The sequence below is a fragment of the Pseudobutyrivibrio sp. MD2005 genome (assembly GCF_000621865.1).
Lineage (GTDB): Bacteria > Bacillota > Clostridia > Lachnospirales > Lachnospiraceae > Pseudobutyrivibrio.
This window is the reverse complement of sequence record NZ_JHXE01000008.1, coordinates 90,518-105,198: the sequence shown is the minus strand read 5'-3', so window position 1 is coordinate 105,198 and position 14,681 is coordinate 90,518. Positions and strand designations below refer to the sequence as shown.

General features: G+C 37.5%; 10 protein-coding genes and 1 pseudogene. All 11 read left to right on the top strand.

What is annotated here, in order from left to right; genetic code table 11:
* Positions 1-6 precede the first annotated feature (6 nt).
* Positions 7-675, top strand: coding sequence for a hypothetical protein (locus tag T498_RS0102075; RefSeq protein ID WP_028234490.1), 669 nt, complete (start codon positions 7-9; stop codon positions 673-675).
* 120 nt (positions 676-795) lie between these two features.
* Positions 796-1,179 carry a PH domain-containing protein gene (locus T498_RS0102070; protein WP_028234489.1) on the top strand — a complete coding sequence of 128 codons (384 nt, stop codon included), beginning with the start codon at positions 796-798 and terminating at the stop codon, positions 1,177-1,179.
* Between the two features lie 5 nt (positions 1,180-1,184).
* Positions 1,185-2,288: an acyltransferase family protein gene (locus tag T498_RS0102065; RefSeq protein WP_028234488.1), complete on the top strand. Its 1,104-nt coding sequence runs from the start codon at positions 1,185-1,187 to the stop codon at positions 2,286-2,288.
* 1 nt (position 2,289) lies between these two features.
* Complete coding sequence (locus tag T498_RS0102060) at positions 2,290-3,756, top strand: MBOAT family O-acyltransferase (RefSeq protein ID WP_028234487.1); 1,467 nt, start codon at positions 2,290-2,292, stop codon at positions 3,754-3,756.
* A 13-nt stretch (positions 3,757-3,769) separates the two neighbouring features.
* Complete coding sequence (locus T498_RS0102055; RefSeq protein ID WP_197019900.1) at positions 3,770-5,068, top strand: alginate O-acetyltransferase AlgX-related protein; 1,299 nt, start codon at positions 3,770-3,772, stop codon at positions 5,066-5,068.
* Positions 5,069-5,093: 25 nt separating this feature from the next.
* Entirely contained in the window at positions 5,094-6,161 is a 1,068-nt protein-coding gene (locus tag T498_RS0102050; protein WP_028234485.1) for an SGNH/GDSL hydrolase family protein, read from the top strand.
* Positions 6,162-7,166: 1,005 nt separating this feature from the next.
* On the top strand, positions 7,167-11,906 hold the full coding sequence (locus tag T498_RS14565; protein WP_036977663.1) for an InlB B-repeat-containing protein: 4,740 nt from the start codon (positions 7,167-7,169) through the stop codon (positions 11,904-11,906).
* Between the two features lie 478 nt (positions 11,907-12,384).
* Positions 12,385-13,122 carry a YdcF family protein gene (locus T498_RS0102040; protein ID WP_028234484.1) on the top strand — a complete coding sequence of 246 codons (738 nt, stop codon included), beginning with the start codon at positions 12,385-12,387 and terminating at the stop codon, positions 13,120-13,122.
* Between the two features lie 290 nt (positions 13,123-13,412).
* Complete coding sequence (locus T498_RS0102035; RefSeq protein ID WP_028234483.1) at positions 13,413-13,823, top strand: hypothetical protein; 411 nt, start codon at positions 13,413-13,415, stop codon at positions 13,821-13,823.
* 119 nt (positions 13,824-13,942) lie between these two features.
* Positions 13,943-14,533, top strand: coding sequence for a helix-turn-helix domain-containing protein (locus tag T498_RS16045; protein WP_051524537.1), 591 nt, complete (start codon positions 13,943-13,945; stop codon positions 14,531-14,533).
* Positions 14,534-14,584: 51 nt separating this feature from the next.
* Positions 14,585-14,680: pseudogene (locus tag T498_RS17260) on the top strand (zinc-ribbon domain-containing protein); the annotation flags it as partial.
* Between the last annotated feature and the right edge of the window lies 1 nt (position 14,681).

Genomic DNA, 14,681 nt, shown 5'->3' with positions numbered 1-14,681 from the left:
CTTATTATGAGTAGAGATATAAGAGCGATATGGCAGATAAAGAAGCAGAGCGAATTCTTTAGTTTAATTGTAGTTTCAGTTGCAATTGTTGGTGGACTGATTCTGAATTTCATATTTGGAAAAATGGGAATGGATGAGGATTATATTGGCGATGTAATTCTAGGCGCCATGAGCTTCGCATATATTCTAATGAACTTTTTTATAAAAGTAATGCTTGTTGCCGAGGAGGTGCCACGTGGAATCAGCTTTGGAATGACAAGAAAAAAGCTGTTTATCTACAGCAGGGCAATCGAATTTGCAGAGCTATTGATTCTCGCAATCATAGCTATTAGCTGTTCATCAGTACTTACAATTAACACTACAGGTAAAATCATTATGATAATATTTGGCATGCTAATGATATCTGAGGGCCTTGTAGGAAATAGCTTGCTACGATATGGAAAAATAGTATATTGGATTTATTACATACTATTTATGATAGTAATCATTGGAGGACCACGTCTCGCTGAGTCGATTCCAGCAGTGTATGATGCAGGCGCTGTAGTGATAGATGTTATTATAACTCCATTTTATAATCAGTTTTTTGTTTGGGGTGGAGTGCTTTTGTTCACATGCGTCTGTGTATTCATCAACTGGCTTACATTTAGAAGAGTTCCTGTGGCTTATAACGTATAGACGATAAAGTCACAGATTTAACATCTTTTTCGTTGATAATACACATATGATGATAAATCACTAGAACATTGAGGCTCATAATATTATACTTATATAAAGAATAGAAATGGGAGGATAATCATGGCAAACATTTTATGGAGCGATAGAAAGCGTTACTTAGGGCTTCCATTAAGCTTTACAAAGTATAGTATGAGTGAGGACAGATTATTTGTGGAGACTGGTTTTTTAAATCTCACACAAAATGAAGTTAGACTTTATAGAATCTTAGATTTACAGCTTAAGCGCAGCTTAGGGCAGAGAATATTTGGAGTTGGTTCTATCATAGTTAGCTCATCTGATAAGAGCCTTGGAACTTTTGAAATTAAAAATGTTAAGAACTCTGCAAACGTTAAGGAGATGCTTTCTGTTCAGGTGGAACAGCAGCGTGAAGCAAAGCGTGTAATCAGCAGAGAAAACATGAATGATGATGTGGATGAAAGCGATATCCACGAAGGAGATTTTTAAGAATTATGAGTAAACATGCAAAAAATGGACGAGTGGAGTTTTTACGTTTTATTTTTGCGTTAGGTATTTTGTTTTACCATATTCACAAGCGATTTGCGTTAAATGGAAACATAAGCATCGGCATAAAGGATGTATATTTCTTTCACCAGGGTTATATAGGAGTAGAGTTTTTCTTCCTGGTCTCAGGATATCTGCTGGCTGCCAGTGCATATGCAAAAAGAAGTGTAAGTACTGAATTTATCGGTACTGAAACAGCTCAGATGATGTGGAAGAAGATAAAAAATGTATTTCCATATCATCTGTATGCAATCCTACTTACTCTTATCGTAAATACGATATTTTTGGAGAAGACAGCAGAAGCAAGGATTGAGTATGTGACAGAATCATGGGCTTCATTGTTCTTCTTACAGGTGTTCGGTTTCGATACTTCATGGGTAAACAAGCTCACCTGGTATTTAGATGTGTGGCTTATGGTTACATTCATGTTCTGGTATTTCCTCAGAAAGCACTACGACACCTTTGTAAAAATCGTATGCCCACTAATGGCTATGTTTGTACTTGGGTATATGGCCCACGAATACCATAGCCTTGGTGGAGTCGAAACCTGGACAGGTCATTTCTATAAATGCTTCCTAAGAGGCTTCGGAGAGATGGCACTGGGATGTAGCACATACAGCATCACAAGACAGCTTAACAAAATTAACTTTACGGTTGCGGGCAAACGCATTCTTGCAGCTGTGGAGCTATTATGTTATCTGTGGGTACTTCGATATGCAGTTAAGGAAATCGAGCCTAAATATGCATTTATGGTATTGTTTGCAATGAGCATAGGATTGATTCTTACATTTTCAAATGTTAATCCTTGTCACAAGATTTTTGACAAGCCTATCTTTTCATGGTTTGGAAAGATGAGCTTGCTGATATATTTGAATCAGTTTTATAGCATTAGATTAATTCAGTCGCTGTTGCCAAAGCTAAGCTTTCCAGCAAAGGCTATCTTATGTATAGTAGTTACTTTCGCAGGAGCAATTCTTTGCAATATTGTGGTTGGATTTTTCAATAAGACTAAACCTTTCACCAGGCTGATGATTAAAGGAGAGGGAGAATAATTTGGTTTTCAGCTCACTTACATTTTGTACGATTTTCCTGCCTATCTGTCTGCTAGCTTACTACGGTATACCTAGACTGGTGGGTGGAGGAATCTACAATAGAATTCTACTATCAAATTACATATTGCTAGGCTTTTCCCTTCTCTTTTATGCTTTTGGAGGGGTAAAGTACCTGGCACTGATTTCTCTGGTTATTCTTATCAACTGGGGAGCAGGTTTCTTATGCTCTAAGAAACAAGATAGCAAGCACATCAGGCGACTGGGCCTGATTCTGGCTATTTTAGGTGACTTAGGGCTACTTTTCTTTTTTAAATATTTCAATCTATTTATAGCTACAATTGAAAATATATTTTATGCAGGCGATTTAAAGCTATCTGAAAGAATCACTGGCGTATTTACAGGCAATGGCACAGGAGCTCTTGGAATAGCAGAGATTGTGCTTCCAGTTGGTATATCATTTTTTACATTCCAGGCACTTTCCTATGTGATTGATGTGTATAACGATACTGCGGAATTGCAGCCTAATTTATTCAATTTCGCACTTTATATTTCCTGCTTTCCTCAGCTTATAGCTGGCCCTATCGTTCACTACAGAGATGTGGCAACACAGATCACAGAAAGACAGGTTGGCTCATATGAATTTGCAGAAGGTATAAAGCGGTTTTGCTTTGGTTTGGCCAAGAAAGTAATTATCGCAAATACGTTAGCAGGAATAGTAGATAAGGTTTGGAAGACAGATATTTCACAGCTTGATGCTACAGTTGCTTGGCTTACAAGCATCTGCTACACATTCCAGATCTATTACGATTTCAGCGGATATTCGGATATGGCGATTGGTCTTGGCAAGATGTTTGGCTTTGATTTCAAAGAGAACTTTAATCATCCATATCGCTCTGAATCGATTCAGGAATTTTGGAGACGCTGGCACATCTCTTTATCCACATGGTTTAGAGATTATGTGTACATCCCTCTGGGGGGCAGCAGATGCTCCATGAAAAGAACCTGCCTAAATATTTTTGTTGTTTTCCTACTGACCGGCATTTGGCATGGAGCCAATTTTACATTCCTAATCTGGGGATTAATATATGGTCTGCTTCTTATTTTTGAACGCCTTTGGTTTGGCGAGATTTTAAAGAAAAATAAGCTTAAATTTATAAACAGGCTACTTACATTTTTTATTGTGAATCTGCTTTGGGTAATCTTTAGAGCGAAGACAATTTTAGACGCATTTTTATTTATCTCAAGGATGTTTGTTGGCGGTATAAGAGTTTTGAATCTCTTGACTTATCTATCTGGAATGAGTTTGATTGCAATCTTTTTAGCAATCTTATTTGGAGGTTTTGTTCAGGCTCATATCAGCATCAAGGCAGTAAAAGGAAGTATGGTGATTTGCATTGTACTTTTAGTGCTCAGCTTACTGTTCCTTGTTAATGGAACCTACAATCCATTTATTTACTATCAATTCTAAGAGAAAGGGTAATATGAATTTTACTACGATTAAGAATAAAATTTTCATATTGGTTTTCTTGGGAATACTAGTGTCTCCTTGGGTGTTAGGTGGAGCTTTGCGAGTGATTAGCCCTAAGACTTACGCTAAGCTATCTGCGGTTGAGACGGAAAAAAGGCAGATGGCAGAAATTGAGTGGTCTAATCTCATGAATACTGGCGAAAGCATATCCAACTACATTGATGATAGAATTCCATTCAGATATACGATGATTTCATGGTATAAATCTTTGAATGATAGTGTGGAATCTAAATATCAAATAGCAGCAACTGCCGTTGGAAATGTTTTTTATAAGCCACCTGAGCCAGAGAAAGAGATAGATAGAGGAAAGACTAACAAGCCTATTGTTCCCGGTGAAGAAGTGGTTGAGGAAGTTGCTGAAGCTTTAGAGGCAGAAGAAGAGGAAGTATATGATGACTATTATCCGCTTCAAGTGTATCAGGATGTAATAATTGGCCGTGAAGGCTGGCTCTTCCTATACGGTGAAAATGAAATCGAGTGCTACCAAGGCACCAATAATCTTACAGAAGAGCAGATGCAGAAGTATGTTAGTAAGCTAAATACACTGCAGGCACTGTGCGACGCTCAGGGAAAAGAGTTATACATCTACATCGCACCGAATAAATCATCTGTCTACGGGAAATACATGCCTACGGTAGACATTGTAAATCCATACAGAAGAAGCCAGCAGCTGTATGAATACGTAAATACGAATTGCAACACATCCTTTATTTACCCAATAGAAGATGAGCGAGTGGCAGCGGGGCGTTATCAAACATATTACAAATACGATAGTCATTGGAATTTGCTTGGCGGGCTTTTTGGAGTGAATGCCCTTTATGATGCCATGGGCATAGAATATGTGGATCCAAGCACTTGGATTACAGGTACACAGGATGCCGATAAATACGAGCTATACACATATATGGGCATACCTGATTCCATGGTTACACATGATGACACGGAATACACGTTGGATTATAAGCCAGAGATTACAGTTAATGGCTTGAATTTAGACTCAATGATATGCCGCACAACATCAGACGGTCCAATCGACAAAAAGCTATGTCTGATAGGCGACAGCTTTAGAGTGAATATGATGCCGTATTTATCAAAGGATTTTACTAGTTGTACATTTGTCCACAGAGACTATATGTCAGAGACAAAATCTGACATTAAGAATTCGGATGTCATTGTTGTAGAAGCGGTAGAACGATATGATTACGAAGCATTTTCTTGCGTGCAGCGAATCATAAATACACTTAGTAAATAGACTAGCTTGATAAGGAGAGATTGTTTTGAGAAAGAAAATACTTGTTGTTTTATGGATTTCACTTGTAATGCTAATAATCGCCTTTGGTTCACTTGTTGTATATCAGAACAAGGAGAAAGCTGCCAAGGAAGCTGAGGCTGCAAGAATTGAGGCCGAAGAGCAGGAAAAGGCCCTAAAGCTAGCTCAGCAAAAAGAGGAGAGCGCAGCTGCAGAGGCGGAAGCACCAGAGGAAGAGAAATATACATTTGAGGATCTAGAGGCTACCTACTACTCTACATCTGATGCAAAGGTACGTGAGGAGCCATATGACACAGCGGAGATAATCGGCACATTGTCTTTGGACCAAAGGGTTTCTATTGTAGGAAAATGCAATGAAACTGACTACTACAAAATGAAAATCAATGGCGACTTTGGATATATGGCTGTAGACGATGTATCAGAGGAATATATTGATATTCCAATCCCGGTTTCAAGTAATAAATCGGTCCCATCAGCTACAAAAGATATATTATTCATTGGAAACTCAATCACACTTTATCCAGCCACAAGTGACTGGTGGGGTTCTGGCTGGGGCTGTGGAGCAACAGCGCCAGAAAATGATTATGTGCATTTGACAGTAGCAGCCAAGGGCTATAGCTCATACGACTATATGTCACTGCGCTCATGGGAATTTTCAAACACAAGAAACTACGAGCTTGATGATTTGGATCCATACATCACAAACTATCAATATGGCACCATTGTTATTGAGCTAGGAGAAAATGTAAAAGGCCACGAGTCACACTTCAAAGAAGACCTTACAGACATGATTGAATACATTCGAACCTACAACCCAAATGCAAGAATTGTCATGCTTGATAATTTCTGGAAATATGACGGCATCATCGCCACCAAAAAAGCAGTGGCTCAAGAAACAGGCTGCACATTCGTAAGCCTTGCCGACATCCAAGGCGTAGCCGAATACCAGCTCCACGAAGGCGACGAATTCACCACTCCAAGCGGCGCAGTGTATACCATAGGCTCATTCTTGTCAGGCCATCCAAACGACGCAGGCTTCCAGGCTATAGCGTCCCATTTGATTGCAGTATTGTAGCGGGGCATTTAGTTTTATTTCTGTATTAACTTAAAATGGGAGGATACTGTTAAGTAAATTTGAATTGCTATTGGTTTCATTTAAATTGGTGGTGGCAGTTAAGTTTATTATAGTGTAAATAGTATTCACTTAACTTTGACTAAATTATTTTAACTATAATTGAGTTTATTCTAGAAAAAATGATATTTCACTTAACAATTTGTTTCTAGAGTTCAGTTTATTTATGTGGATTTGTACATTAACTTAACTTCGGTTGAAATAGTACTGATTTTTATAAGTTTATTAATGGAATTAGTTATCTACACTTACACGGTCATCGGATTTTTAAGTGAAAAATCCGGAAGTTATATTACACTTAATAATTTGAAGATTTTTTGTTAAGTGAATTTACAAAATAACTATTTTAACTTAAAAGGTTAAGATGTCCACCATGTTTAGGTTACAAACGGGCAGAAGCATAGGGATTTCAATTAGAAGTATTTTATGAAAGAGCAGTCATTTTGGGAAAATCTCCTAAATGACTGCTCTATTTTTGCGACTGTGAATATATATTTGAAAACTGTGTGAACAGAAATGGATTTTCACAGAATAGAAAAGAAAATAATTTATTATAGATTATTGAAAAACATCAGTTTTTCAATAATCGTATTTGACTAGGCTTTGCATTTATGCAAAGGCGTATCTGGCGAGGCCAGATTTTTGCGGGAGATTTCTTTGGTTTTCTCGCAAAAAGTCATAGGTTAGTCACTAGAAAACTATTTTAGAAAGTGAGTTGACAGAATGAAGCAGATGAAGCAACCTTGTTCAGTTCAGTTCAGTTCAGTTCAGTTCAGTTCAGTTCAGTTCAGTTCAGTTCAGTTCAGTTCAGTTCAGTTCAGTTCATAGGCTATCTCTGTCTTCTGGTAATAGGGAACCAAATGTAAAAGCTCATAGAGCATACCTTATTTGAGGTTTGCTCTATGAGCTTTTGCATTGTTTATAAAATTATTTATGAGGAGGGAAAGAATGGAAATTCAAAATGCAAAGAGAGCATTGTCCATGGGACTTTCTCTGTTGTTAGTGGCAAGTAGCATGAATTTGAGTATCATCTCTCATGCAATGGATGCCAATACAGCAAGGATTGTGGATTTTAGTGCTCTAGGGGATAAAGTGGCAGTGCAGGAATTGCCAGTGGGGGCCAGCCTTGAGGATGTAAATCTTCCAAACACTTTGAAAGCAACAGTGGAAACTGTAGAAGAAGTGGAGGTAAAGAAGGCTGTTGAAAAGCAAGCCGAAGAACCTGCTGTTGAACCAGAGGAGATAGTAGAAGAACCAGTAGAGGAGCCTATAGAGACTACAGATGCGATTGATTCTGAAGATACTATGGCTGAGGATGTTGCTGATGAACAGCCTACTGAGACAAAAGAAGAATCAGTAGATGAAACGAAAGCTGAAGAAGCAGATTCTGTAGAGCAAGAGGAAGCTACAGAACCAGAGGCGTCAGCTGAGGAGCCAACAGCTGAGGAAACACCTACTGCAGAAACTTCAGAGCCAGCAGATGAGTCACAGTCTACAGAAGAGTCTGTAGATACAGGACTTATCGATATTCTGTTTCCAGCAATGGTGGCAAAGGCTGCAGAATTAGATGAAGATAATTCTAGCCCAGTAGCGGGAGCTATTGAAGCAGCAATGCCAGAAACTGAATATGAAACAGTAATAGAAGAGCAAACATTACAATCAGAAATTACAATCGAAAATGTTGAATGGAAGCTTGCAGACAGTGAGGAGTTTGATACTAGTAAGGAAGCAAGTTATGTATTTGAGCCTTCATTTGAAACAGATTATGTTGTGGCTACTACTGTTCCTACAATTAGAGTAAATATCGTAAATACGAATTTGAAAGCAGCCTTTGAAAAATCGCAGGTAGTTGATGGAGTAAGAATTACTGTAAAGGCTGATGCAGGTGTGTTCCCAGAAGGAGCAGAGCTATATGTAGAAAAGGTATACGGTGCAGATTTACAGGCTGTTGAAGCAGCAGTAGAAGAAGAACGTGCCGATGAAAAGAATAAAGTAGAGTCTTACACATTTGATATCAAAGTACTTGATAAAGAAGACAATGAAATCGAGCCTGATAATTCAAAGGGGCAGGTAAAGGTTTCTTTCACACTTGAAGAAGTAGCTGATGTAAATCTTGAGACAGATGTATATCACGTAAAGGGTGAAGTAGGAGACTTATCTGTAGATAAGCTTGAGGCTACAGAAGTAGCTGAGACCACAGTTGAAGCTGTAACAGATGGATTCTCATTCTATACAGTAGAATTTACATACAACAATTTACAGTATGTTATGAATGGCGACACTACTGTAGCATTGTCTGAAATTTTAAATGCAGTAGGTCTTTCTGGTGAGGTGACAGCAGCAACTTCTGATGCACCGGAACTTTTTTCAGTAGAAAATACAGAAAATGGCTGGATGGTAACAGCAAAGCAGGCATTTTCTACAGAGCAAAAACTTACTGTTACTATTGGTGGAAATGATTATGTGATTGTTGTGACAGATGATAACAGTCACCACGCAGGTTGGACAGAGTGGACTACATCTAATAGTCTTCCAACAGTGGCTGGTAATTATTATTTGTCTAGTAATGTGACTTTGAGCAATACATGGACAGTTCCAAGTGGCGAGACAAGCCTTTGTCTTAATGGCAAAACAATAAGAGGAAGCGGCAGTGCTGGAGTTATTGAGATTGGTAGTGGTAGCACATTGAATCTATATGATTGCAGTGGTTCAGCAGGAATGATAACCGGTGGTAATGCAACATATGGTGGAGGAGTATGCATTAATAGTGGATCGCTAAATATGTATGGAGGAACAATTAGCGGTAATACTGCAGCAGATAGTGGTGGAGGAGTATACATTAATAATGGATCGCTAAATATGTATGGAGGAACAATTATAGATAATACTGCAGAATATGGTGGTGGAGTGTGTGTTAGTGGAAACTCTGGTACTTTCAATATGCGTGGAGGTGTAATCAAGGAGAATACGGCAAATACAACTACCGGTGGAGTTTATGTGAAGTCTTCGGGCAAGTTTAATCTGTTTGAGGGTGAGATTAGCAGTAATACTGGTTCTGGTGTAGGAATAGCTAATGGCAGTATGGTTACCATGTCAGGAGGAACAATCAGTACTAATAAAGCATCACAAACTTACGCTAGTAATGGAGGAGGCGTGCATAACAGTTTCGGTACGTTTAAGATGACAGGTGGTACAATTAGCGGTAATACAGCAACAGGAAACGGCGGTGGCGTAAATAACGAAGATAGATTTACCATGACAGGTGGTACAATTAGCGGTAACACAGCAACAGGAAACGGCGGTGGTGTAAACAACAAAGCTACATTTACCATGACAGGTGGAGAAATTAGTTCTAATACAGCAGCAGAAGGTGGCGGTGTTTATCAAAAATACGATTACGGATATATGAATATATCAGGCAATCCTGTAATCGCAGGTAATAATGTTAACAGTAATAGTAATAATGTTTGTCTAAACGATAATTGCAAAATTAAAATTAAAGGAGCTTTAACTGGAAATGCTTCTATTGGTGTAACAATGACTAGTGTTACAGGAACCTTTACTAATGGTTATAATACATATAATGCCAACAAGGTTCCAGCAACCTATTTTTCAAGTGATAATGGTAGCTATAATGTGTGTTATGATTCTGACGATGAGGCACAGGTGGCAGAAACATATACAGTAACATTCGATGCCAATGGCCATGGTGTTGCACCAGCCAATCAGTATGTAGCAAGCGGTGGAAATATTACTAAGCCAAGCGACCCTACAGATCAGGCTTGCACTTTTGCGGGATGGTATAAGGAAGAAGCGTGTACAAATGCATGGAACTTTGAAACCGATACAGTCACAGCAGCTACAACGCTCTATGCGAAGTGGGTTGAGGTTGCCAAACACCCTATCTATGTCGGTGGCATACAATTAGACGAAAATAACCTTACAGTTAATGGAACCACAGGTACTGCAACATATGATCCAGTTACCAAAACATTGACACTTAATAACTACAGTAGTTCAACTGGATATAATTTTTATAATAATGAACAATTGGATCTCCATTATTATGCAGTAATCTATAGCGATGAAGAGCTTACAATCAATTTAGTTGGTAATAATAAATTGACTGCAGCAAACACTGAAGGAAATTATGCTATACGCATGGTTGAATGGAAGCCACTCACAATTAAAGGAACAGGTAGCCTTGAAGCAGTTGGGTACAATGCCATAGGTCTAAGAGCTAATCTGAAAATAGAAGGTGGCACTCTTACCATCACAGGAGCAAACTATGGTATTAATAACAACTCTAGCGGTACTGATTCAACAGTTATAAGTGGTGGTAACGTAACGGTCAAAGGTGGACGCGATGGTCTGGGCATATCTAATAGTATGGCGATAACAGGTGGAACTGTATATGCAGAAGCTACTGGAGACACTGGTAGAGCCATTACCCATGATATCAAACTAGGAGAAGATGTAACTGCTAGTCAATCAGACGATGGTAACACATGGACGGATATAGATATATCTGAACACATAGCGGGATATTATAGGGTAAATAAGAAAATAGCCAAATTCGGACCAAAGCAAGTTACCGGTGAAGCAGCCACATCTATGGGAGCACTACCAGCTGGCCAGGAAACTGCAATTGATACATCAGAAAATCCTCAGGTAAGTGATAATCTTGATGCACAGGCTAAGAGACTTGCGGGAGAACTAGGGGATAATATTGAACTTAATCTTATAGTTACTCCAGAGGGACAGAGTAAGGCAACTGAAAGTGACATCGTAAAGAACGATGGTCAGATGGACAATGCAATTAAGAATCAGTTCAAAGAGGAAGGAGCTGTTACTGTTGATGTATTGGCAATTGATATTCAGCAGATTATTAATAGCTCAGAGATTACAGCTTTAACCGAGACAGATGAAGTAATTGAAATTTCAATAGGCTACGACTTCACAGGAAAATATGATCCAATTGTTGTAAGAAAGCATGATGATTCAACACAGATATTTACAGCTCTTAGCAGTAGACCAAGTGGCAATTATCAGGATGGTACCTTCTATGCTGATGTTGCAAATAACAAGATTTACATTTACTCGAAATACTTCTCACAATATGTGATTGCATATTCGACAGAAGATGGTAATGCACAAAACAGAGAGAATGGCTCATCAACCCCATCAGATTCATCAGAAGAAACAGGAGAATTAGAGGAATCAAGCTCTTCTGGTTCATCAGGTTCATCAAGCTCATCAAGTACTAAGACATATCCAAAGACAGTTCCTGTCTATAGATTATTCAATAGCATTACTAGTGAGCATTTATACACCACTAACGTGGGTGAACGTGATTACTTGATAAGTGACAAGGCAAATGGTTGGACAGATGAAGGAATTGCATGGCATTCATCCCCTAAATCTGGTAAACCAGTATATCGTTTGTTTGATGCTAAAAACGGAGGCCATGTATATACAGTAGATGCAAACGAGCGAAGTGCTTACATAGCAAATGGTTATACTGATGAAGGAATTGCTTGGTATGCATCGGATAAACTAGGACACAAGGTCTACAAGCTGACAAACAAAAAGACTGGAAAGATACTCTATACAATCTTGAAGGACGAGGCAGATATATTGACGAAGAATGGTTTTGATTGTGAGGAAGCTGGTTTCTTTGCGTACTAATTGGGATATTTTAATTAATAGTTAGGTCAAAATAGCACTGCTTTTATATAGGCAGTGCTATTTTTATGTTTTGATTCAAATAAGGCATGGTTTAGAACGCCTTTTATAGAGTAAATATGGGAAAAGACAGCAATTTTATGGAAAATTCGTAAAAACGCTGATTTATTTTAGCGACTGTGGCGTAACTAGGCCACACATCAATGATTGAGTGTATTTGTCTTTATCTAATGAAAGTATTTTGCCTTGATAGCCTATAGAAGTTTCATATTATTAGATCTTTTATGTAATTCAGACAGCGAAAATAGAGATTTTCTCAAAAAAGACTGTGTTTCTGAAAATCCTATGCCACACTCAGGTATTTTGACTGTAATGCAAAGAGTGTGAAAGAAGATTCAGAATTTATTAGTAATATGGTCTAGCACATGTGTTACAATTGAAAAGATTATAATGAGATGAAAAAAGTTAAGGGGAATAATTAATGCGTAAGTTAAGATTAGTATATGCACTTTTGGCTATTATTTCATTATTGTATTCGGTAGCAGTATACATGGTTGGAAGTGGTACCTTTTCATTTATTATATGGATTTTTGCGGCCATGTTCTTTAGCTTCTTATATCTGATGGATAAGAAAAGCTTATGGCCTAAAGTGCCTAAAGCCCTAAGATATGCATTCAGGTTTATAGTAGCTACTGGACTTGCAATTTTTATCCTATGCCAAGGCTGTATACTTACCCAGTTCTTTTCAAAGGGCGATGATGGCGCTGATTACATAATTGTCTTGGGTGCTCAAATGCGAGACTGGGGACCTAGTGTAGTCTATAAAGCAAGACTTGATGCTGCTATTGAATACTTGAATAATAATCCCGATACAAAGGTAATTGTTACTGGTGGCCAGGGTGCTAATGAATCCGTATCTGAAGGTGAAGGCGGGAAAAAATACCTTATGGAGCAAGGGATAACAGAGGATAGAATAATAGTTGAGAGTGAATCAATTGATACAAATCAAAATATCAGTAATGCTTTTGAGCTTATAGAATTAAACAGCGACATGAAGGTGGGGATTGTTACAAACAATTTCCATGTGTTTAGAGGAGTTATGATTGCAAAGCGCTACACAGATGTTGACGTAACAGGCATTGCAGCTTTCACAGAATATCAATATCTTCTTAACAACATGGTTAGGGAAACTTTTGGAATTTTAAAAGATATTTTTTAAAGATAGATTTTAGAATTTGCAGTCTTGCCAATATATATTATGTACGCCATATTAATCAAGAGATATTGGTTAATTAGAAACACCTAGTCTGCGCTAGGTAAAGAATGGCAACCAAGAGTATTCCAATAAATGCCATTATTCTTCCCTCGCTTCAAAAAGTATCTTTATGGGGTATTTTACAAGAACTCCCATCATATGTCATTTTTAAACTAAGAATAGTATGAAAATGAAAAAACACGTGACCTATGATAATACAAAAAATGATGCGATTTAGAAAAGGATTTTATAAGATGGACAATATTTTAAATAAATTGAAAGAACTTGAGCGTCAGGTGGAAGAAAATGAATATACTGAAGGCACTGTATCATTTTATTTTTTCGCGGAGCAGCTGTTGATAAATGGAGATATGATTGAATCCCTTAGGAACTATTTTCTTGGTATGGAAGTAATCAAGGAAAATGAAAATATTGATTTACAAGAAATAAGTTTTCCGGAAGACGATATGAAAAGCATCTGCAAAGAATGGCATTTTGATTGTAAGTTGATAGAGGAGCTTAGCATTCTTGCTTCTGAGTGTGATGGGTATTATAGAATCTTTGAAGATTATTATTATGTTGCAAAAGGAAATGTCGGCGATATCTTTCGGATAATAGAGCTGGATAGGAAAGTTTTTGTTTTGGAATTTTATGTTATAGATTAGTTTAGAGAGGCTGTTTTTCTATCTGATACATAGTGTCACTATAATGTGGAAAAAAGTCGGTTTAATCATTTTACACATATTTCGTCAGTATAGTATATTCTAAGTGGAGGAATTAATTAATGACGGAATCTGATTTGAAAACTATTGGAGAAAGAATAATCTTTCTAAGAAAAAAGAACAATTTTACCCAAAATAAACTTGCAGAAATATTAACTGTTACACAACCATCAGTATCAAAATGGGAAAAAGGTGAGAATTCACCCGGTGATCACTTGTCTCGCATAGCAGAAATATTTAACGTTAGTGTTGATTGGCTGCTTGGGCGAAACCCTTTAGATAGTGAAAATAATGGGGCAAAAACAATGGGGGTAGAATTAGTTGAATACTTTGAAATACCTATTAGTGTTTGTGCTTATGCTGAGATTTGGAAAAATTATATTGATGATAGTGGAGTGTATGAATTATGGGTATATGATATGTTTTATAAAATGAAACGAAGAATGTTGATTAGACCTTTTAAGAATAATACATCCGAAACGATAAAATCATATTTCTTAGAACATCAATTAGAAATATTGAAAGAATATAGAGATTTTTTTGATAAAGCAGGTATATCTCCTGTAAGTGATGATGATAGAGCGTTTTTGGAATCCGCTGAAGAGTTTGCTTTGGGATTGGCTAAAATGGAACATGAATTGTGGATGGATTGACAAGAGTACACAGTGAATACACTATTTGGTGATATTATTACATTGTTACTGATGCTATCTATATTATCATGGGAGGTAATAATGGAGTGTCCGAGGTGTGGAAATCAAAATAATGATGAAGCAAGATTTTGCCAGATTTGTGGTCGGA

Bases quoted from the DNA above. Each gene is read 5' to 3' on its own strand.
- T498_RS0102075 (WP_028234490.1), top strand. From the start codon at position 7: ATGAGTAGAGATATAAGAGCGATATGGCAGATAAAGAAGCAGAGCGAA.
- T498_RS0102070 (WP_028234489.1), top strand. From the start codon at position 796: ATGGCAAACATTTTATGGAGCGATAGAAAGCGTTACTTAGGGCTTCCA.
- T498_RS0102065 (WP_028234488.1), top strand. From the start codon at position 1,185: ATGAGTAAACATGCAAAAAATGGACGAGTGGAGTTTTTACGTTTTATT.
- T498_RS0102055 (WP_197019900.1), top strand. From the start codon at position 3,770: ATGAATTTTACTACGATTAAGAATAAAATTTTCATATTGGTTTTCTTG.
- T498_RS14565 (WP_036977663.1), top strand. From the start codon at position 7,167: ATGGAAATTCAAAATGCAAAGAGAGCATTGTCCATGGGACTTTCTCTG.
- T498_RS0102040 (WP_028234484.1), top strand. From the start codon at position 12,385: ATGCGTAAGTTAAGATTAGTATATGCACTTTTGGCTATTATTTCATTA.
- T498_RS0102035 (WP_028234483.1), top strand. From the start codon at position 13,413: ATGGACAATATTTTAAATAAATTGAAAGAACTTGAGCGTCAGGTGGAA.
- T498_RS16045 (WP_051524537.1), top strand. From the start codon at position 13,943: ATGACGGAATCTGATTTGAAAACTATTGGAGAAAGAATAATCTTTCTA.